Origin of the sequence: Streptomyces sp. LBL, assembly GCF_029893585.1 — a bacterium.
Classification (GTDB): domain Bacteria; phylum Actinomycetota; class Actinomycetes; order Streptomycetales; family Streptomycetaceae; genus Streptomyces.
In genome coordinates, this window is record NZ_JARXYX010000007.1 from 166,767 (window position 1) to 186,221 (window position 19,455).

The following is a 19,455-nucleotide window of genomic DNA, read 5'->3' on the forward strand; positions in this document are numbered from 1 at the left end:
GTACACCGATCAGCTACTTCCTTGACGGGTGGGAATTCCAGTACGCGCAGAGCTCCTGCCAGTGGAAACGAGCCCTGGTGAAGGAGGCCCATCTTGGGTTCGGGAGGTTATCGCCAAGGTCTTCGAGAGCGATTCGTACGGCGATGTCTACCCATCGGGGCGAGTACCATTCCCCGACGGCATCGCGCAGTTCGTTCTTGTTCTTTGGTACGGACTTCAGCCACACGTCGGCAGCGTTTATCTGGGCTGCGGTGAGCGCGCGGCTGAGCAGGATGGGAACTACGTCACGGACGTAGGCTTCGCACTTCTTCTGGAAGTCCGTGGACAGTCCGATAGATGATTCTTGATTGCGCCGTAGCTCGATGCGATGTTGGAGGGCCCCCGGCGTGTGGTAGCCGAAGCCGAGAGTTCGAGGGGCCGGGGAGTCGATTCCATCGTCGGGCTCTAGAGTCATGGTGATCTGCAGGTGCGGCGGCACGTTCGCCGGATCTTGCAAGCGGGACAGGGCTTGCTGTGCTTGTTCTTCAGTGAGTGGTCCGACTTTTTGCCACAAGGTGTCGGACGATAGCGGGACCGAGGTGATCTCGGTCCAATAGATGAATCGCCGCGTCAACTGGGCGTGCACGGCGGCCAAGCGGTGTATGAACTCGTCTTCTGTGATTGCGAGGTAAGGAAAATCGTCGGTGAACCGACTCAGGTTCATCGTGCCCGTTTGGGCGTAGGCGCGATGGAGATCGCCAGCTAAAGATTGAAAACCGCGCCCCTTGGGGAGTCGTAGAGCACACTCAAGCGATCCGATTCGGCTGTTGCACCTCTGGCACAACGCGCCGCGCACGAAATCGGTCTCATGGTCATGGTCGATGGAGCGGGCAACGTGGCCGCAGATCGCGCAGTTCGGATGCCAAGACCGGTATTTCTCCTTCTCCTTGTCGGACATCTGGCTGTAGAGCAGCTTCACGTGACGCTCCGTTCGCTGGCGCAGGTGGGCGAGGTACTGGGAGTTGAGCATCGTATGTGTGGGCACTGACACTCCCTGCTGCGGAGGCCTGTGAGGTACTCGCAATGACCACCGGAGTCCTTGAGCGATACGGTTTCTCCGGCGCGGGGCCGACTTCCGGAGGGCAAAGTGGGCCTGCGCCAACTCGTGATCGATGCGTGGTCGTGGCTGAACTACAAGCCAGTGATGGCGGATGCTGGCCGTCCGGGAAGTCGCGCGTTTCCGGAGCTGGCCAAGACGTGGGTGCCGCCGCACGAGTTGCGGCGCCTGGCCGCGTACAAGGTGTTGGCCAGCTACGACTCCAACCAGGCCGGGCAGCTCGCGGCGGCCGGTGGGGATGCGGGCGCGCTGGAGCGGCGGGAGCTGGGTGACGCGGCGAACCTGGTGGACACCGCGCTCGGCTATCTCCTCGGCTCGGAGCAGAAGGTCGCCGTCGAGGGTGCGGAGCACGCTGACGAGGCGGTGCCGGGTGCGGCGGAGGCCGCCGCGGTGCAGGATCGACTCAGGAAGTGGGCGGACAAGGAGCTGCTGACGTTCCGGGTCCAGCAGGCGGAGCGGGCGGCGGTGCTGCTCGGGGACAGCGTGTTGGCGCTGGCGTGGAACCCGGAGAAACAGCGGCCGACGCTGCGCGCCTACGATCCGGGGTTCTTCTTCCCGCAGTGGGACGACGAGGACGATGACTTCCCCACGCGGGTGCATCTGGCGTGGGAGCTGCCGGCGGACGACGACGCTGGGCTGAAGGCCCGGGTGCGTCGGGTGACGTACGAGCTGGGGCCGATATCCGAGGGCGGCGAGGAGAGCACGGACGGCGGAGGTGCGTCGGGGCGCATGTATCCGTGGGAGCCGGGCCGCACATCCAACGTGACCTGCTACCTCACCGATGCGGAATGGCTGCTGGACGACCTGAAGAACGGGGAGACGCTGGACCGTCTACCCATGGGAAAGGCGAGCTTCCGAGTACGGCCGGACGGCACGGAGTTGAACCGGCTGGACTTGATGATCGACTTTGTTCCGGTGGTGCACATCGCGAACACGATCCCGGACGGCGGGGAGCACTGGGGCCGGTCGGTGCTCGCGCGGGTTCTGCAGGCACTGGATGAGCTCGCCGCCACGGACTCGGACAGCTCAGCGGCGTCCGCGACGACGGGTACGCCGATCATCGGGCTTGCGGGTGCGCGGCTGCCGGTGGACCGTGCGACGGGCAGGCCGCAAGAGCTTGAGGTGAAGGCCGGTGCGGTGTGGCAGCTCGGCGAGACGGGGCGGATGGATGCGCTGGACACGTCGCCGCAGCTGGCTGAGCTGAGGGCGCGGGTGGATCACCTGCTGGAGCGGATCGCGGCGAACTCGCGCGTGACGGCGGCTGGGCTGGGGACGCTGGACGCCACGGAGGTGCCGTCCGGGTACGCGCTGAAGTTGGCGTTGGGGCCGCTGGACGCGCTGATCGGGATGATGCGGCTCGCGCGGGAGCACAAGTACCGGCTGCTGTTCAAGATGGTGCAGCGGCTGTACCAGGCCGGGCGGGCGGAGGGTTGGACGGCCGGGGAGACGCTGCCGGCGCGGCTGGCGTGGGCGCCGCACACGCCGACCGACCGGGGCGCGGTGCTGGAGGAGGTCGTCAAGGCGTACGGGGCTGGGGTGTTGTCGCTGGAGACGGCGGTGATGATGCTGCTGGAGGCCGGGTATCCGATCAAGGATGCGTCGCAGGAGGTCGAGCGGATCCGGGCGAAGGCGGAGCAGGAGGCGGCCGTGCGGATGGCGAAGGCCGCCGCGCGGCGCGGGCCGGGTGAGGACGGCGAGGACCAGGAGGAGAGCGACGAGCCGGGTTCGGCCGGTGGACGCGCGAGGGCGGAGAAGGGCAGCGAGCGGGAGCCGGTGTCTGCGGGCCGGTGACCTGGATGGTGGGGTCGGTCGGCCGTTTCCTGCTTGTGTCCGGGCGGGTGGCTACACTGATCGGCAGCGCGGGGGCGCGCTCTGGAGGAGATGTATGGTCCGGCCCCTGCCGCCTCGCCGTCCTGTCGGCTTCCGCCGTGATGGGCGGCCGATCTATCCGATTCTCGGTGCCTCTTCGGAGGACGAGACGAATGACCAGCTGGACGAGGGCGCCGACGCGGGCGCTTCTGACCAGCAGGTCACTGTGACCCAGGATCGTCTGGGGAAGCTGCTGACGCGGGAGAAGGCCCAGGGCGAACGGGCCGCGATCAAACGCCTGTTGTCCTCCCTCGGCTTTGACACCCCGAAGGCCCTGTCCGAGTTCGTGTCCACGCAGCGGGAGGCCGAGCAGGCCGCGCTGTCGGAGGTGGAACGCCGCGAACAGACGGCGCAGGAACGCGAGTTGCAGGCTGCGCGCCGGGAGGAGCTGGCCGCCGAGCGGGAGCGGGCCGCGCTTCGCCGGGCCGCGCTGGTGGCGCTCGGCGCGGAGGGTGATGACCTGGTGGACGCGGAGCGTCTGCTGACCGTGGAGGATGAGGATGCGGACGAGGCGCACATCCAGTCGGCGGCCGAGGCGCTTCGAGCGCGCCGTCCTGAGCTGTTCGGGGAGGTCCGCACGGCGGTGCCGGCGGCTCCTGCGGGCGCACCGGCCGGGCGCGGCCCCACCCGTACGAACCCGGTGGCGAAGCCTGGTTCGGCAGGGCTGGAGATGGCCAAACGGCGGGGCCTGATCCCCGAGTTCCGCGAGGCGCCTGCCCAGTAGTCCGGGCCCAGATATTGGGGACCACGCCCCTTCAACTTCGTGGACGGCATCGCCTCTTTGGGCGGTGTGCGGATTCTGACCGCAGCGTCCATGGAGACACACATGTCCATCCAGCCTGTATCCAAGTCCGAGTACACGACCGCCAACCGTGAGTGGCTGGCGTCCCTACACGGCACCGACTCCGTCGACACGATCACCCTCGACCTCAACCTGTTCTGCGAGGGCACGCACTACGTGTGCGGCGACGGGTGCGAGCCTTACGGCCGGGTGCTGTCCGGTGTGCCGGTCGGACGGGTCGCGGAGTCCGGCCTGTATGGCCCGTATGACCCGGAGGCGCACTGCGGGCGTCAGATCCTGCGCGGCTTCGTGATCGCGGAGGCGCCGTTCGCGCCGGGGCAGACGCGGGTTCCGGCCGCGGTGCTGTGGCACGGCGCGGTGCGCGCGTCGAAGGTGCCGGGCGGCATCGAGGTGTCCGAGCTGGTGTGGCACCCGCGTGCCGCGCAGATCCGTTTCGTCTGAGCGGCGGTCTGAGCTGTGACGATTCAGGACTTGCTCAAGGACCTCTCGGTGATGGACCTGACGACGTTCGCCAGGGCCATCCCGTCCCCGAAGGACTTCCTTCTCACCCAGTCGATCTTCCCGAACGTGGAGATGCGGGAGGTGAAGTGGCGTACGAAGGACTCCGGCCGGTACGTGAACGTCGCAAAGTACCGCGCGTTCAACGCGAGCGTGCCGTTTGCGACGCGTGAGGCGTGGCAGACCTCCCGCGAGGGTGCGCTGCCCGCGCTGGGTCAGAAGCTCGTCGTCTCCGAGCAGGAGCAGATCCTGCTGGAGGCGTCGCACGGCTCGGATCAGGACCGACTGATCGAGCTGCTGTACGACGATGTGGAACGCCACGTCGAGGCGATCCGGTCCCGGCTGGAGCTGGCGGCCGGCGATGTCCTCCTAGACGGCCGGTTCACGCTGGAGCAGGAGAACGGCCTGACGCTGGAGGTGGACTGGAACGTTCCCGCCGAGAACATGCCGGTCGCCTCGCGGCCGTGGTCGGACCCGGCCTCCGACCCGATCGCGGACGAGCTGCGGTGGATCCAGCACCTGGACGACATCGGCGCCCCGGAACCCGAGCTGGTGCTCACCAGCCGCAAGGCGTTCTCGTACCTTGCGGCGAACAATGCCTACCGGGCGGCGTACTACGGCAGCGTGAACCCGTCGACCACGCCGACAGCGACGCTCACCCCGCAGCAGATCAACGTGGTGCGTGGAAACTACTCGCTGCCGCCGATCCAGTTCTACAAGGCCCAGGTGAGGGTCGACGGTAAGCCCCGCAAGGTGCTGCCGGAGGACCGGTGGATTCTGGTGCCGCCGGAGCGGGAGAAGTGGGCGCAGACCATGTACGGGGTGACGGCAGAGGGCCTGGTGCTGTCGCGCGGCTCGAACCCGGAGATCATCCGCGAGGACGCTCCCGGCCTGATCATCACCCGAGGTGTGCAGGATGATCCGGTGCAGATCTGGACCAAGGGCGCCGGGGTCGCGATGCCGGTCATGCACACCCCCGACGCGCACATCGTGGCGAAGGTCCTGTGATGGCGGGCCGCGGGCGGCTAAAGGCCGCGGTGTACGTACAGGACCCGGCTACCCGGGAGGAGCTGATCCTGCTGCCGGGTGAGTCCCCGGATCCGGAGGTGGCCGTACTGATCACCAACCCGGACGCGTGGGCTGAGGTACTCGAGGAGAGCGACTCGGAGCTGATTGCGGTCGGTGAGCCGGAGCCGACCGAGAGGGACAGTGCCGTGGAGGCTGCAGGAGCGGAGGCCGGCGGCGGGGCGAAGAAGCCGCAAGCGCGGCGTTCCCGCTCGTCCGGATCGTAGATATGTTGTCCGTAGGCCCGTCACCAGCATCCCCCGTCTGGTGACGGGCCCTACTTCGTTCGACGAAGGAGTCCCTCGTGGACGAGTTCCAGAGGTCGTGGCTGCTGGCGCAGCTCGGCCCCGATACGGACCCCGCCGACCTGGAGCGTCGGTTCTTCCGGCTGCGGTCGGTGCGCGCGGTCGCCCTCGAGGTGTTGGGCGAGCGGCGGGCCAAGTTCCTCGCGGACCCGTTGAAGGTCACCGTCGACGGCGTGGTGACGATGGACCTCCAGGAGAACTTGCGGGGTATCGAGCGACAGATCGAGCAGGTGCGCCAAGCCCCCGCCCCGGGCGACCCAGGCGACGAGGACGATGCAGCGGAGACGGTGATGGCGGTGACGTGGCTGACGCCGACGCGCCAGTACCGGTAATGGCCCTTGAAGCAGGAGTCGCATATCCGGGCTCGCCGAGCACGATTCTCCGCATGACGATTGCGGATTGTGTGAAAGTGAAACTCGGAGTCGTATTAACGGCGGGCTGGTGAGATGTGGATCATTAAATCTCACGCATTGAGCAAACCTCAAAATGATGTTGAGGAATACAGGTGACGATCGGGCGGAAAGAAAAGCGCGTTGCCATGGAATTGTAATTTCGTGGCGCATTAGTATATACTCTGGACTGATTCACTCCCATGTAAAACGCGTCCACGGTGCCCGAGGTTGAAAATGACAGATTCCCGCACAATCACGCCTCCTCTTCAGGGGAAGACGGCCGAGGTCTATGAGGGTGACGCCTATGACCTCATGGAGAAAATCCCAGCGGAATCTGTCGACCTGATCATTACTTCACCCCCTTACTGGGGACTCCGCACCTATGGCCTCGACCACAACGAGGAAATCCTGCGTGAATGGGAAGCCGAGGGTGGGAGCAAGGAGGAACCCCCGCCGTACGACTGGTACCGGCTGCATGGCGGTTGCCTGGGATTGGAACCACTTCCGGAGTGGTACGTGAGCCACCTGGTTGAGATCTTCCAGCGCAGTGCTCCGGCGTTGAAGCCGGGTGGTAGCTTGTGGATCAATATTGGGGACACGTACTTTGCCCGCTGGTCAAGCATTCGGATGGACGGCCGGCAGGGGCTTGGCGATAACCCGCGGATGCGCCGGAAGACTCCCATGGGAGGCTTCCGGCAGGAGAAGCAGATGCTGCTGATTCCGGCGCGGTTCGCTATCGCCATGCAGGACAAGCGGTGGATTCTCCGCAACGACCTGATCTGGGAGAAACGGAACGTGCCGCCGCGTCCGGAGAAGGACCGGCTTCGACTGGCACATGAGCACTTCTTCCACTTCGTGAAGCGACCGAAGGAAGGGCGAGCGAAGTACTACTACGACATGTCTGCGGTGGAGGACGGGGCTCGGGACGTCGTTAGGGTGAATGCCGCGCCGGGTTCGGACGGTCATTCGGCGACTTTCCCTGTGAAGCTGATCGAGCCCCGTATCTTGAGCTCGTGCCCTCCTGATGGTCTTGTGTTGGACCCGTTCTGTGGTACAGGCAGGTCGCTTGCAGTGGCTGTCAAGAATGGCCGCCGCGGGATGGGCTTTGAGATCACGTCGAATTTCTCGGCATCCGCGCGAGCGAACGCAATGAACCTGAACTTCGCCACCGAACCTGATGACGAGGTAGATCTTCCATCGCAAAGGGATACCGACCCGCAGTCTCAGCTGTTCTAGTCGGAAACCCCTTGCCGGATCGGCGACCGTCTGTGTGCCGTTCTGCTTTCCGAGTCGTGGCGGACACGGGGCGAGCGGTCGAGTCCAGGCCAAGACTGAGGCCACTAGATCGTGAACAGATCCTGCTGATTGGGCGGCGTCTTTTTCTTCTTCCTGACTTTGGCTACGAAGTCGGAGCGAAGGGCGCCGCCCTCTCGGCTTGAGGTCATGGCTTCTAGATAGTTCGGCAGCGTGGTCCGTGTGGATTCAACTAGGTCGAGGCGGAGCTTGCCGTCCGAGTCTAAGTCGCCGCTGTACTCGAATCCGGCAAAAGTAATGTCCCAAGGTGCGCCGTCTTTGACCGGAGTGAAATTGATCCGCGAGCGAAGTTGTTCCAGGATGCTGTGCTGCATGACGACATACAGGGGTACATCTATTTGCTTGAAGTATTCCCCCTTCACGGCCACCTGAGTCCCTAGGCGCTTGTAGACGTTTCCCGTGTTCACGCCATAGTCAACGGTGTCGCGGCGTCCCTTGCGTTCGGCCTCCGCAGTGAAATACGCGCGCCAGTTCGCGACGTCATCTGCTTCCCATGCTTCCCAAGCTGGACCGACCCCACCGCCCCGCAGATCGATCGCCTGTGTTTCGATAGCGATGAGGCGAGTTCCGTCAGGGGCGGAAGGGTCATCGGAGAAGGCGACGTAGTCGATGTTGAGTCTCGGCTTGCTCGTTGCCATGACTTCGGAAACTAGCGTTGCCTGATCGCTACCGAAGTAATCGGTCACCGCCCATTCGACGGGAGGGCCGTCCAAGCGATGGTCGCAGACCGCGTAAGTCTTTTGCTGACCTTTGTTCCAATTGGCGGCATAGGTGACTGAGCAGTACCCAAAATGGTACTGACGGTACTTCTCGCATAGGCCGCCGACGAAGGGGCATGCCTTCTCGCTCCGTGCCTTAGCGGCTTCAGGCGCCGCGCTGTCGTAGGGGAAGCCAAACGCTTCGACGATGGGGAAGACAGTGCCCCGCCCGTTCTGACCGTTACTCTGCACCATCCCGACATGGTATCTGGGGTGGCTTGAGTGTCTAACCTTCCTGCCCGTGCAGGGTAGTTGAGGACTATCCCTATCGACCCCTGGCTCTGACGGCGCAGGTGTCGTGCGATGGCCATGCTAAGGGCATGGTGACTGAGGAGTTACCGGAGGTGACGGGCTTCGACATGCCGCGGCGGCTGGGTAGGGTCGTGGTACACCGAGCTGGAGAGGTAGTCGCATGGCCAACGAGATTGTGATCGCGCAGACGACCATCGACGATGAGGACCAGGCGAAGACTCTGGCGCGGGGCGCGGTCGAGAGCAAGTTGGCAGCGGGCGTTCACATCGACGCGCCGATCACCGCCGTCTATTGGTGGAAGAACGAGGTCGAGACGGCGCGGGAGTGGCGTATCTCCTACATGACGACGACAGAGCGTCTCCAGCAGTTGGAGGCGTGGCTGTCCGAGAAGCACCCGTACGACGTCCCCCAGTGGATCACGCTGCCTGTGACCGGCGGGTCAGAGGCATACTTGTCGTGGGTCGTTGAGGAGACAACGCGGGGCTGAGGAGCGACGTACCGCGCGACGGCGTTCGTGTCCTGAGCTTGCCCGGGTATCGAACGAAGGTATCGGTTCAGGATGCGAACTGCCGCAAGTGATGGGCGAGTTCCCGCTCGCTGTTGGGGAGCCACGTGGCGATTTTCGCGGCACGTTCCTTGCTCATCGTGTTGGGCTTGGCCTGTGATGCGGCCGTGAACTGGCGTGATACGTAGACGCCTTGTTCGACGTCGCCTCCGCGTAGCAGGGCCGAGGCGAGGTCACCGAGCACGACGACGCCGCCATCCGGTAGTTCGTCCCCGAGGCGGTCGACCGCGGTGTCGGCTGTGGCGGTGAGTTCGGATCGCCCCAACTGCCCGTACACGGATAGGGCCAACGAATCCATCCGGTACGGCGTCACGAAGCGGACCCACGCCTGCTCGTTGGTGTGATCCGCGAAGTCGTAGGCGAAGCGTGCTCGATCAAGCGCACGCAGAGCCCCTGTCTCGTCGCCTACCGCGGCGGCTTCCTCCGCGTGCCTTCCGAGGACCCAGGCTGCGGCCGTGGCGTTGCCGTGGCCGCGCACGTCCTGGGAGGCTTGGATCAGGAGTTCCAGCTTCCTCTTCGGCGTCGGAGCCCCGTAGCTGGCGTAGGTGAGGGCCAAGGCTCTGAGGGGAGGATGCCCGGCTTTCGCCGCGCACTCAGTCGTGACGTCGTAGTAGGCGCCAGCCTTGTCGTTCTCGCCCAGGTCCCAGGCCACCCATCCGGCAAGGGCGGCGGTCTCCCCGGCGGCGATCGTGAGAGCCCGTTCGTGCTCGCCGGCATGAGGCAGGGCTGCGGTGATCGCGTCAAGGTGCGACTCAACGGTGCTTTGCAGGCGGAGGGCACTGAGATTGAGTTCCTGGACGTGCAGGTCAGCAGCTCGGGTGATGAGCGCGACCGCAGCGGGCTTGTCGATGCGGGAGCCCTTGCTGAGCGCGAAGGCGAGCCGCCCCCAGGGCTCGGCAGCCGCGCTTACGCCAATGGCGGCGCTGCCCAGCAGCTTGCGGCGCTTCACGTCGTCCTGGTCCTCCTCTTCACGGACGTTCCCCCTCCTCCGTCGGGCGCGGGCGGCCTTGGCCTCCCGCAGTAGTTCTTCGAAGGGGACGCCGCAGGCCACCGCGATGTGGGCGAGTGTGTGGTTCGTAGGGACGTTCTCGAACTTCTCGTAGCGGCTGATTTCCCGGCGGGTCATGGTGTCCCGACCGGAGACAGCGTTGATCGCGTCTGCCTGCTGCTCTTGCGTCCGGCCTGCGTCCTTCCGGAGCTGGAGGAGCAGCTCGGCGAACGGATCTGTCATGAGTGTGACCTTTGTCGTGGACGGAATCCAATCATGGCCTCAATTCCCCCCGGGGTTTCCCCCCTTGACAGATTTTTCCCCCTCTGGATTCCCCTGGTGGACGGCTTCGTAGCGCGGTGTGATGGGTGCATGACCAGGCTCCAAGAGGCGACCCCGCCGGGCGGGGGCACGGACAGAACTGCGGCGGTAGCACGCCGAGGGACGCCGCCCATATCCGGCGTGGACCCGAGATCGAGACGGGATTGGAGAACGCCGATGACCCCCACCACGGCCCTCGCCCCGGTCGCCTCCGCCCCAGATCACACCGCCGCGACTGGCTTCGAAGTTGACTTCCTTCCGGCCGAGTTGCGCGTCGGGCAGATGAGACGGATCACAGCAGCCCACCTGCGTCGCTGGCACCTGACCGCGCTAACCCACGACGCCGCGCTCGTCGTCTCCGAGCTGGTCACCAACGCCGTCCGACACGCCGAGGGAACTCCGGTTGGACTGAGGATGTGGCGCGCCGCGCACGAACTTCGCATCGAAGTCACCGACGGATCGCCGACACCGGCGCGTCTGCGTTGCGCGGGCGAGGCAGACGAGAGTGGCCGTGGGCTGTTACTCGTCGCTGCCATCGCGAAGGAGTGGGGCACGAGTCCCGACGGGACGATGACGTGGTGCTCCCTCGCGATCCCCGAAGGGGGATCGCGATGGTTGCAGTGACGGCCGGCGTGGCCGCGCAGTTGCTGACCCGGCGAACGTCCAACGACCACGACACGCTGGGCACGCTCCTCTACTCCCTGCGCCGCTCCCTCGTCGGTGAGGCGATCGACGAGCAGCTGTACGACGACCTGGACGCTGTACTCGACCAGTACGCACAACCCGCCCCGCACGAGATCAGGGTCATCGCGGAGCGGTTCCGGAGGACGACCACCAAAATCGTAGAGGTCGTTCCCTATCTCGTCCGGCCGTACCCGGTCGGGGCGATGCGGCGCCTGATCTACCTGAGCGCCGAGCCTCCCCACCCCGATGACGCACTGGGCCACCTCCGACGGTTCGCCCTCACCATCCTCGCGATCCTCGACCTGATGGGAGAGAGCGCCTCATGAACGCCCTCCACTTCGGAGTCTCACCATGACCACGAACCCGCAGCGGCCTGACATCGCCCGCGACCTGATCGACCGTGCTAAGAGATCACGGCAGTACCACTCCAGGCTCGCCCGCGGCCTCTTGAGCCGGACTGAGATCGACATGGGACGCCACAACGAACACGTCAACGCCCAGGTGCTCCGGCGGATCGTCAGCGAACACGGATGGCCGGGCAGGAGCCTGGTCGGAGAGGAGGGGGCAAAGTCGGCGTGGCAGATCGCTCTCCACGCTGACCACCTCGCCGACTTCCAGCGTCTGGCCTTGCGTCTCATGGCCACCACCGTGGAACGGGGCGAGGCGACCATCCAGCAGTGGGCACATCTGCACGACCGGTGCAGCATCAACGCCGGCGCGGCGCAAACCTACGGCACCCAGTACCGCAGCGGACCCGATGGTGTGGAACCCTTGCCAGTCCGAGAGCCCAAGCACCTTAACGCCCGCCGCGCGAGCGTCGGCCTGCAGTCATTCGCCACCGCTCACGAAGCCTTACGACGACGCCACACCCGCGAACCGGAATCCGGGCCGCCCGACGACACCGAGCACCGCGCCGCGGCACTTCCCGTGAAGACGGCGGCAAGAGGACCGCCGCCAGGAGCTCTTCAGCGCAAGCCTCTGCCGCGAAGCGAATCACCGCCGGTTGGGTGTTGGTCGAGAGCCGGGCCGACGCTTGAGGCTTCCCTCAGCGACAAGGTCGAAAACAGGCCAAGAGATCGCTGCAGGTCAAAGCAATCTTGTGGAGTCAACCCAGATCGAAATAGCCTTCGTTGCCCCCAAGGGGGGCTTCGATGCTGACGAGTTCCCCTGCAGCGACCCGAGGAGGAAAGATCCGTGACTGTTCTCACGCGAGACCTTCAGGAGACACGCAGCACCACCGTCCGCCCTACAGCCCTGGCCGCTGCGCTGAGGGAAGTCGCGGCGAAGCGAGAGGGTGACCTGATCCGCTTCCGTACGTGCTGCGCGGACCCACGCGCCAGCAAGTAGCGACGTGAGGTCAGGCCCCGCTGTGCGGGGCCTGACCTCACCTGCGCCCATGCTGCGCTGCCCTTGCTGGAGGAGAAACCTTGACGACCTTTTCACTACTCGACCGGCGAGGGGGAAAGCACTCCCTTATCGCCCAGCCTGGCGACACCGTCGCGTCCGTGCTGCTGCGCAACCACATACCCCCGACATCGGTCCTCACCTACAGCGGCCAGGAACGCATCGTCGTCGACGACCACGTCATAGACCCTGAGCAGACGTACGAGGCCCGGCTGATCGAGGGCTACGACTTGGCCGGAATCCGTAGGCTCTTCGAGAGCCGGGACAGCAGCGCCGCATACATCCGGAGGCGTCTTTCGGTCGCTTCCGATGGAGCACTGGCGATGGAGCGAGCGCCGCTAGATCTTCCGTCCGCCGCCGCGCATGTCGACACGATGGTGCGGGAGACCATCAACGAGTTCAAGCTGATGAGCGACGGCGACCGGGTAGTTCTCGGCCTGTCCGGCGGGGTCGACAGCGGGTCCCTCCTGATGTTGCTCGCTGCTCACCGGGAGGCAGAAGAACTAGCAGACGTCCAGATCGAAGCGGCGACCTTCCAGGACTTCGACAGTAAATGGTCGGAGACCTTCGACTTCGCCGCGGCTCTGGCTGCCAAGCACGGGGTGCGGCATCACGTGCTCGAAGCGGGCCTGGCTGAGGAGGTCTTTCACCTCAACCGGCCCATTGCGCAGATCCTCATGCTCTTGATGGAGACCGAGGACGCCCACTTCGCCATGTATGCCGACCACCACTCCACCCGCCGCGTCCTGGAGGTCTTCGCTGATCGTGTCGGGGCCCGGAAGATCGCGCTCGGGCTGCACACCACCGACTTGCTCGCCGGGATGATGAACGCCCACACCACCGGCTTCACCATGGGGCAAGTCCCTTCCCGCACAGTCGGTCCGTACGAGTACATCCTCCCTCTGGCGTTCACCCCGAAGCGGGAGTTGCACCTGTACTACACGCACCACACCGGCCACGCCCCGAAGCAGACCACGCCCAATCAGTGGGAATTCAACCCTACTGACCGGAACTTCTACTACTACCTCGCCGACCAGCTCCAATGGTCCTGGCCGGGTATCGAGACGTGGATGTTCACCGCCCACGCCCAGCATGCCGCTGCCCATCCCGCGGTCTTCAAGGAGTGCGAGAACTGCGGGGCCTCCGTGAGCCTGCAGACCATGGCCGATGCGCCGTGGGCGGGCGTGTGCGACGTGTGCGCGCTGCTCGACAAGCACGGCTGGATCCGCCACTAAATCTGGAGGGTGACCTTGAGCAGCAACCAGGAAAAGACAGCCAGGCGCAGGCTTCCGCTGATCACCGACCACGACTTGGCCCCCCTGAAGGCCGCCGGCGTCGTAGACGGCCACCAAGCGTTCCCCGTCGGCGACCACGAGACACTGTTCTCCAACGAGGAGCTGATCACCCCGCTCCAGCCCTACCCCGGGGCTGTACTGCCGCGCATAGCAGGCCGCACCGCGTACCCGATTCCAGACCGGCCCGGCGACTATGGAACCTACACAGACTTCCGCAAAGCACCCAAATACATGGCGCAGTGGGTTCACTGGAAGAACCGCGCGAACATGGTTCTCGAAGGCCGCTACCACGAGCTTCCCCCCGCGCACTTCGAGGGCATCTTCACCCTGGTCTGCAACTTCATGTGCCCGCACTGCACCCGCCGCGTCACCCGCACCAAATGGGTCGAAGACGGCACCTGGGAGCACAACACTGAAGTCGAGAAGAAGAACACGATGCACCCCGCCGGCCTCAGGCGGGTCATCGACCAGCTCGCGCTGCACCGCACCGACGACCAGATGGGCATCGTGTGGGGAGGCGGAGACCCGACCGCCAATCCCTACACCTACGACGGGATGATGTACGCCCGGAACCTGGGCATTACCTCCAGCTTCCTCACTAATGGCACCTTCCTCGAAGTAGACCGCTGCCTAGACGCCGACCCGACGCTGATCAGGATCAGCCTCAACTGCGGAACCGAAGAAACGTATCGCAAGTTCCACGGCTATCCGCGCGGATGGGACTACTTCGACCGGGTCAAAGCCAACATGCGCGATCTAGCTCGCCGCAAGCTCGAACGCGGCGCCCGGACTCTGGTCGGCATCTCTCTGATCACTGACGAGCGCAACATGGACGACACAGTCGCCGCCGCGAAGGAGATCCGCGCCGTCGTCGAGGAAGCCGGCCCCGGCATCGACTACGTCATCGCCCGCCCCGTCATGAACTACGAGCACTTCGACGACGATTGGGCTCGCGTCAAGGACGGCACCAAGCAGCGCGCCCTCGACTTGGTCAGCGATGGCGGCGAGGCGTGGAGCATCATCAACGACCTCGGCATTCCCCTCGTCCTCATCAAGGACTCTTACGAAACTCCACCGGCCCCCGAAACGTACGAGGGTACGGACTGTCTGGCCTACGGGATGTACGGCGAACTGCGCCACAACGGCGATGTCCAACTGTGCTCCGACTCCTACGGCAACCCCGAGTACACCGTCGGGAACCTCTTCGAGAACACACTCGAAGAAATCTGGAGATCCGACCGGCGTCGCGAGGTCCTGGACAAGGTCAACGCCAAGAAGTGCTTCCAGACGGCGTGCCCGCACAACTCTCGAGGCCACCACCACAACCGGGTCTTCCATCAGATCGAAAAACTCCGGCAGGCAGGGGAGATCGAGCGGGTCCGCCGCTGGATGGACGACCTCAGGGAAGTCACCTACCCCCTCGGACACTCCTTCTTCGTCTGACCGCCGGGCCTGCCTAGCTGCCCACCGGAGGCCCAACCATCATGAACACCACTGGAAGCACGCGCACGCGCACGCGCTGGCCACTGCCCGACCAGGTCGCCACATGGGGCGACCTGGAAGCATTCCGTGCCTCCCGCGTGGAAAGCGGGCAGTGGGTCTTCTGGGAGGACCGAGCCGACCTGGTCCTCCAAGCCCGCTACGACGACGTCAAACCCCTCCACATCGAACTGTCTCCCACCTACCTGTGCAACTTCGCCTGTCCTTGGTGCAGTTGCCGCAGCGCACGGGAGGACTGGTCAGACGACGATGTCTTCAACCACCCCCGCGCTACCCCCATGACCGTCATGCGGAAGGACAAACTCGACCACGTTCTCACCCACCTCGCCGAAGACCAGGTGGGCATCATGTGGGTCGGCGGTGAACCGACCATGAATCCGCTGATGTACCCCGCCGCTCTCCGCGGCACCGAACTCGGCCTCCAGCAATGCCTGTTCACCAACGGCAGCCTCCTCCAGCCCAAGCGCATTGCGACCTTGTTCGACGCCCGCTTGGCATTCATCAGGGTCAGCCTCAACGCCGTAACCCCTGACGTCCACCAGGCCCACCACGACTACGACCCCCGCCGCGGATATGCCAAGCGGGTCATGGACAACCTGCGCGCTCTGGCTGAGACAGGCGCACGCCGACAGGGATCAACCAAGGTCGGGGTGTCGGTGGTCGTCGATGAACGTAACCTCGACGACCTTGAAGCCACAGCCGAGCACCTATGCCGCCTCGCCGAGAAATACGGGCACGGCGCCGTCTCCTATGCGATCTTCCGCCCCGCATTCCCTTTGAACACGGCGCAGATCGACATGCGCCCGGACACCGTCGACCGCTTCCTCAACGCAGTCGGTCCGGACTCTCCGTGGAACCGGCGGATGCGCGAGGCGGGCATTGACGTAGTAGTGCCCGAACAGTCGCTCTCAACCCAGAACGAGACGCCAGCGGACCTTCCCGTCCGCGACGACATGGGATGCCTCTCCGCTGGCTGGTTCGGAGAGATCACCCCGAACGCCGACATGGTTCTGTGCTCAGACCAGTACGGCAACCCCGACTACTTCATCGGGAACGTCGCCACCACCCCTCTCACGGCACTGTGGGCAGGCGAGGGGCGCCGCACGGCCCTCGAACACGCCCGACAGACCTCCTGCTACACCACCTCCTGCCCTCGCAACGGCCGCGGCTACTTCTTCAACCGCATATTCCGGCAGGTCGAGAACCTGCGCAGGCAGGGACGCATCCACGAGGTGGCCGCATGGATGGAAGACCTCCGCGCCGTGCTGCCCCGCCCGACCCACAGCTTCTTCCTATGACCCCTGCCCACCCCCCTCTGCGGCGCCTGGGAGTGGGCGGCCCGGCGATACACCCCCTGGTGCTCGGGACTATGAACTTCGGTCCCCACACCCCCGAGCCTGCGGCGCACCGCATCCTCTGCGCGGCCGTCGACCTCGGCATCACCCTCATCGACACGGCCAACGTCTACGGATGGCGGCCCGGTGGAGGATGGACCGAGCAGATCATCGGCCGCTGGCTGAAGCGCAGCCCGCACGCCCGCGATCGAGTCTTGATCGCCACCAAGGCGTACCGGCCCGTGGACGACTGGCCAAACTCCGGCGGCCTGTCGGCCCTGAGCGTCCGCCGCGCCTGCGAACGCTCCCTGCGCAACCTCGGCGTCGACACGATCGACCTGTTCTTTCTCCACCATGTCGACCGGACCACACCTATCCACGAAACTCTCTGCGCCTTGGAAAGCCTCCGGACTCGCGGCCTCATCCGCTCCTTCGGCTACTCCAACTTCGCCGGCTGGCACCTTGCTCAAGCCCAAGAGACCGCGCGAACCGCTGGCTTTCCCGGCGGCGTGGCCGAACAGTGCCTCTACAACCCCATGGTCCGCGCCGCCGAACTCGACGTGATCCCCGCCTGCACCGAGTACGGCATGGGAACGCTGGCGTGGAGCCCCCTCAACCGCGGTCTCCTCGCCGGCCTCACAGGGGCAGGACCCCGCAGAAACGACCCGCGCACCACCGCAACCCACAGGCGCCACACAAGGGCCCTGGAAGGCTTCTGGGACGCCTGCGCGCATCTCGGCATCCGACCCGCCCAGGCGGCCCTAGCGTGGGTGCTCAGACGTGTCACCGCGGCCGTGATCGGTCCGCGCACCGAAGCTCACCTGCGAGACGCTGCTGCCGCCCTCGACCTCATCACCAGCGAAGAACTCTTCAAGACCCTGGACACTGAGATCGACGGCGCATTCCCGCCGCCGCGTCCCCTCGAGGGAGCCGACCCGTGAACGAACCAACCGTTGACGATCTTGTGCTCCTGCGCAGGATCCGGCGGGTGATCCATCGCCACCCTGAGACAGCGCACCGAGAGCATCGCACCGCCGCCTACGTCGAACGTCTCCTCACACGGTTCGGGCTTGCGCCCTTCCGCCCGGCCCCCACCAGCGTCGCCGTCCGCATCGGACCATCCACAGCCGACCTCGTGATCGGCTTCCGCGCGGACCTCGACGCCCTCCCCATCCCAGAAGAAACCGAGGCCCCGTACCGCTCAGGCATCCCTGGCGTCATGCACGCCTGCGGTCACGACGGGCACGCCGCAGCCGTCCTGACACTTGGCCGCCGACTTGCCGCCGATCCACCCCGCTCCCACGCCGTACTCCTCGTCTTCCAGCAAGCCGAGGAATCCCACCCCTCGGGCGCACCCCTCGCACTGCAAGGGCTCCCGGCCGACATGCGTCCCCCCTTGTTCTTCGGGCTCCACCTGTGGCCCGAACTGCCGACCGGCGTGATCGGCCTGCGCTCCGGCCCGCTCCTGGCCTCGGTGGCAGGCATCACGATCCGGATCACCGGTAGCCAGGGCCGCTCCCATGGAACACAGGCCGAGGCCGGGGGCGTGGACGCTCTGAACGCCGGGGTACTCCTGTACGGCATGCTGCCTACCACGCCTGCGGGCCGGACACTGGACGAAGACCATCCGCATGCCCTCCACATCGGGAGGCTTGCCGGTGGCGTTCTCCCGCACCGCGTGCCAGTCGAGTGTGAGATCCGCGGCACGCTGCGAGCCCTCTCAGAGAGCGCCGAATCGGAAGCCCTCAGCCAGATACAAGCACTGGCAGCGATGGCTGCGGCCCGGACGGGCGCCGCCATCGACGTGAAAGTGGAGCAGGACATCCGGCCACCGCTGTGCAACACGGAGTCGGCCGTAGATCTGGCTGCCGAAGCCTGCCGGGCGACAGGAGCCACGTGGCGCCCCTACCCGCCCCGGCCGATCGGGGTCAGTGACGACTTCGGCTGGTATCTGAAAGGCGCCGACGGTGCCATGCTCCTCGCCGGATGCGGCACCGGCCCGTCGCCCGCCGATCTGCACACCTCGCGCTTCGACTTCGACGAACAGGCCCTCCTGCCCATCGTCGACGTCTTCACATGGCTAGCGCACAACCCGCGGAGGAGTACGCGGTGACACCCCAGGCAAGCCATCTGAGCCCCGCCCTGGTCGCGGTGGACGCGGAGACGGTCGGTGGCATCGAGCGCCTGTGGAGCACCCTTGGACTCTCCGACACTGCCCTCAAAGACCCGCAGCGACAAAAAGCATGGCGGCACCGGCTCTACGACACGGTCGGCGAGCCGTGGGAACAGGTTGTGCGGCAAGTGCGTGAGGGCCTGGACACCGAGCCGCATGCGGCAGTCATCACCTCGCACCCGCCACGGCAGGCGTCAGTACCGCTGCTCGCCGCCCTGTCAGCCGCCCTGGGCGCCCTCGTCGTCCCCCAGACGATGGGGCAGACGCTGCATGTCCTACGCCTACACGCCCCGGACGGCGCCGATACCCGCTGGCACACCGACGGGGCAGGCTGGGCCCGGCAGAACGACTTCACATGCCTGCTCTGCATCAAGCCCGCACAGGAAGGAGGCGCCACCGAGCTCCTCCCCTGGGCGGTACTGCGGTCCGCCCTCGCACGAGATCCAGACCTCTGGCGCAGGCTATGGGGGACGGATGTTCCGTGGATCCTGGACGACGAAAGCGGCGCTGGTACGGCCTTCACGCCAATCGTCACTTCGGAAGGCTTGCGCTACCTGCGCGAGCAGATCGAATCTGCCGCCGCAGCATTCCCGCACCTCGCCCACGACCTCCACGACCTGGACGACAGCTTGCACCAAGCACTACTGTCCACCACCGGCCATCTCGCGCTACGCCTCACCGAGGGCAAGGTCCTGGTGTTCGACAACCGGCGCTCTCTGCATCGCCGCGGCCCGCTGCCCGAGGGGAATGCCGGAGAACGGACGCTGGTACGAACGCGCCTCACCAACCCCACCTGGAGCAGGAACCTAAACGACCTCGATTGACGCGGAAGGGCCCCGC

20 protein-coding genes are annotated in these 19,455 nt (G+C 65.7%); 16 read left to right on the forward strand and 4 right to left on the reverse strand.

The genetic code is table 11. From position 1 onward, the window contains the following. Positions 1 to 13: 13 nt before the first annotated feature. Positions 14 to 958 carry an endonuclease domain-containing protein gene (locus tag M2271_RS10905; protein ID WP_280886927.1) on the reverse strand — a complete coding sequence of 315 codons (945 nt, stop codon included), beginning with the start codon at positions 956 to 958 and terminating at the stop codon, positions 14 to 16. Positions 959 to 1,183: 225 nt separating this feature from the next. Here M2271_RS10905 and M2271_RS10910 point away from each other — a divergent pair, with 225 nt between their 5' ends. The 7 genes from M2271_RS10910 to M2271_RS10940 all read left to right on the forward strand — a co-directional run bounded on the left by M2271_RS10910 (position 1,184) and on the right by M2271_RS10940 (position 7,263). Then, complete coding sequence (locus M2271_RS10910; RefSeq protein ID WP_280886928.1) at positions 1,184 to 2,887, forward strand: hypothetical protein; 1,704 nt, start codon at positions 1,184 to 1,186, stop codon at positions 2,885 to 2,887. Positions 2,888 to 2,981: 94 nt separating this feature from the next. After that, positions 2,982 to 3,689, forward strand: coding sequence for a hypothetical protein (locus M2271_RS10915; RefSeq protein WP_280886929.1), 708 nt, complete (start codon positions 2,982 to 2,984; stop codon positions 3,687 to 3,689). Between the two features lie 102 nt (positions 3,690 to 3,791). Then, on the forward strand, positions 3,792 to 4,208 hold the full coding sequence (locus tag M2271_RS10920) for a head decoration protein (RefSeq protein ID WP_280886930.1): 417 nt from the start codon (positions 3,792 to 3,794) through the stop codon (positions 4,206 to 4,208). A gap of 15 nt (positions 4,209 to 4,223) precedes the next feature. Then, positions 4,224 to 5,273 (forward strand): major capsid protein, encoded by a 1,050-nt coding sequence (locus M2271_RS10925; RefSeq protein WP_280886931.1) that lies wholly within the window; start codon positions 4,224 to 4,226, stop codon positions 5,271 to 5,273. Beyond that, on the forward strand, positions 5,273 to 5,557 hold the full coding sequence (locus M2271_RS10930; protein ID WP_280886932.1) for a hypothetical protein: 285 nt from the start codon (positions 5,273 to 5,275) through the stop codon (positions 5,555 to 5,557). Before M2271_RS10925 ends, M2271_RS10930 begins: the two co-directional genes overlap by 1 nt. A 77-nt stretch (positions 5,558 to 5,634) precedes the next feature. After that, entirely contained in the window at positions 5,635 to 5,967 is a 333-nt protein-coding gene (locus M2271_RS10935) for a hypothetical protein (protein WP_280886933.1), read from the forward strand. 294 nt (positions 5,968 to 6,261) lie between these two features. Next, positions 6,262 to 7,263: a site-specific DNA-methyltransferase gene (locus M2271_RS10940; RefSeq protein ID WP_280886934.1), complete on the forward strand. Its 1,002-nt coding sequence runs from the start codon at positions 6,262 to 6,264 to the stop codon at positions 7,261 to 7,263. Positions 7,264 to 7,367: 104 nt separating this feature from the next. Here the strand turns inward: M2271_RS10940 and M2271_RS10945 are convergent, their stop codons facing one another. Then, on the reverse strand, positions 7,368 to 8,294 hold the full coding sequence (locus M2271_RS10945; protein ID WP_280886935.1) for a NotI family restriction endonuclease: 927 nt from the start codon (positions 8,292 to 8,294) through the stop codon (positions 7,368 to 7,370). Between the two features lie 217 nt (positions 8,295 to 8,511). On the opposite strand from M2271_RS10945, the gene cutA reads away from it, so the two are divergent. Continuing rightward, positions 8,512 to 8,838, forward strand: a complete 327-nt coding sequence (gene cutA / locus M2271_RS10950) for a divalent-cation tolerance protein CutA (protein ID WP_280886936.1) — start codon at positions 8,512 to 8,514, stop codon at positions 8,836 to 8,838. Positions 8,839 to 8,905: 67 nt separating this feature from the next. Here cutA and M2271_RS10955 read toward each other — a convergent pair whose 3' ends face one another. Continuing rightward, on the reverse strand, positions 8,906 to 10,147 hold the full coding sequence (locus M2271_RS10955) for a helix-turn-helix transcriptional regulator (protein WP_280886937.1): 1,242 nt from the start codon (positions 10,145 to 10,147) through the stop codon (positions 8,906 to 8,908). A gap of 255 nt (positions 10,148 to 10,402) precedes the next feature. Between M2271_RS10955 and M2271_RS10960 the strand changes: the two genes are divergently transcribed. Both M2271_RS10960 and M2271_RS10965 read left to right on the forward strand, forming a co-directional pair. Beyond that, positions 10,403 to 10,849, forward strand: a complete 447-nt coding sequence (locus M2271_RS10960; protein WP_280886938.1) for an ATP-binding protein — start codon at positions 10,403 to 10,405, stop codon at positions 10,847 to 10,849. Then, positions 10,837 to 11,235: a DUF6415 family natural product biosynthesis protein gene (locus M2271_RS10965; RefSeq protein ID WP_280886939.1), complete on the forward strand. Its 399-nt coding sequence runs from the start codon at positions 10,837 to 10,839 to the stop codon at positions 11,233 to 11,235. Before M2271_RS10960 ends, M2271_RS10965 begins: the two co-directional genes overlap by 13 nt. Positions 11,236 to 11,320: 85 nt before the next feature. On the opposite strand, the gene M2271_RS10970 is transcribed toward M2271_RS10965, so the two are convergent. Then, the gene (locus M2271_RS10970) at positions 11,321 to 11,635 is read right to left on the reverse strand and encodes a hypothetical protein (RefSeq protein ID WP_280886940.1); all 315 of its coding nucleotides are present in this window, start codon (positions 11,633 to 11,635) and stop codon (positions 11,321 to 11,323) included. 701 nt (positions 11,636 to 12,336) lie between these two features. Between M2271_RS10970 and M2271_RS10975 the strand changes: the two genes are divergently transcribed. Genes M2271_RS10975 through M2271_RS11000 form a run of 6 tightly spaced genes read left to right on the forward strand, consistent with a single transcriptional unit; the run spans position 12,337 to position 19,439 of the window. Then, on the forward strand, positions 12,337 to 13,548 hold the full coding sequence (locus M2271_RS10975; protein ID WP_280886941.1) for an asparagine synthase-related protein: 1,212 nt from the start codon (positions 12,337 to 12,339) through the stop codon (positions 13,546 to 13,548). A 15-nt stretch (positions 13,549 to 13,563) separates the two neighbouring features. Further along, entirely contained in the window at positions 13,564 to 15,051 is a 1,488-nt protein-coding gene (locus M2271_RS10980; RefSeq protein WP_280886942.1) for a radical SAM protein, read from the forward strand. Positions 15,052 to 15,092: 41 nt separating this feature from the next. Then, on the forward strand, positions 15,093 to 16,406 hold the full coding sequence (locus tag M2271_RS10985) for a radical SAM protein (protein WP_280886943.1): 1,314 nt from the start codon (positions 15,093 to 15,095) through the stop codon (positions 16,404 to 16,406). Beyond that, positions 16,403 to 17,383: an aldo/keto reductase gene (locus tag M2271_RS10990; protein WP_280886944.1), complete on the forward strand. Its 981-nt coding sequence runs from the start codon at positions 16,403 to 16,405 to the stop codon at positions 17,381 to 17,383. The genes M2271_RS10985 and M2271_RS10990 overlap by 4 nt, the downstream gene beginning before the upstream one ends. Beyond that, positions 17,380 to 18,555 (forward strand): amidohydrolase, encoded by a 1,176-nt coding sequence (locus M2271_RS10995; protein ID WP_280886945.1) that lies wholly within the window; start codon positions 17,380 to 17,382, stop codon positions 18,553 to 18,555. Before M2271_RS10990 ends, M2271_RS10995 begins: the two co-directional genes overlap by 4 nt. Positions 18,556 to 18,593: 38 nt before the next feature. Then, entirely contained in the window at positions 18,594 to 19,439 is an 846-nt protein-coding gene (locus tag M2271_RS11000; RefSeq protein ID WP_280886946.1) for a TauD/TfdA family dioxygenase, read from the forward strand. Positions 19,440 to 19,455 lie beyond the last annotated feature (16 nt).

Excerpts from the sequence above, each read along its gene's own strand:
- M2271_RS10910 (WP_280886928.1), top strand. The coding sequence starts at position 1,184 with ATGGCGGATGCTGGCCGTCCGGGAAGTCGCGCGTTTCCGGAGCTGGCC.
- M2271_RS10915 (WP_280886929.1), top strand. The coding sequence starts at position 2,982 with ATGGTCCGGCCCCTGCCGCCTCGCCGTCCTGTCGGCTTCCGCCGTGAT.
- M2271_RS10920 (WP_280886930.1), top strand. The coding sequence starts at position 3,792 with ATGTCCATCCAGCCTGTATCCAAGTCCGAGTACACGACCGCCAACCGT.
- M2271_RS10930 (WP_280886932.1), top strand. The coding sequence starts at position 5,273 with ATGGCGGGCCGCGGGCGGCTAAAGGCCGCGGTGTACGTACAGGACCCG.
- M2271_RS10940 (WP_280886934.1), top strand. The coding sequence starts at position 6,262 with ATGACAGATTCCCGCACAATCACGCCTCCTCTTCAGGGGAAGACGGCC.
- M2271_RS10945 (WP_280886935.1), bottom strand. The coding sequence starts at position 8,294 with ATGGTGCAGAGTAACGGTCAGAACGGGCGGGGCACTGTCTTCCCCATC.
- cutA (WP_280886936.1), top strand. The coding sequence starts at position 8,512 with ATGGCCAACGAGATTGTGATCGCGCAGACGACCATCGACGATGAGGAC.
- M2271_RS10955 (WP_280886937.1), bottom strand. The coding sequence starts at position 10,147 with ATGACAGATCCGTTCGCCGAGCTGCTCCTCCAGCTCCGGAAGGACGCA.
- M2271_RS10960 (WP_280886938.1), top strand. The coding sequence starts at position 10,403 with ATGACCCCCACCACGGCCCTCGCCCCGGTCGCCTCCGCCCCAGATCAC.
- M2271_RS10965 (WP_280886939.1), top strand. The coding sequence starts at position 10,837 with ATGGTTGCAGTGACGGCCGGCGTGGCCGCGCAGTTGCTGACCCGGCGA.
- M2271_RS10985 (WP_280886943.1), top strand. The coding sequence starts at position 15,093 with ATGAACACCACTGGAAGCACGCGCACGCGCACGCGCTGGCCACTGCCC.
- M2271_RS10990 (WP_280886944.1), top strand. The coding sequence starts at position 16,403 with ATGACCCCTGCCCACCCCCCTCTGCGGCGCCTGGGAGTGGGCGGCCCG.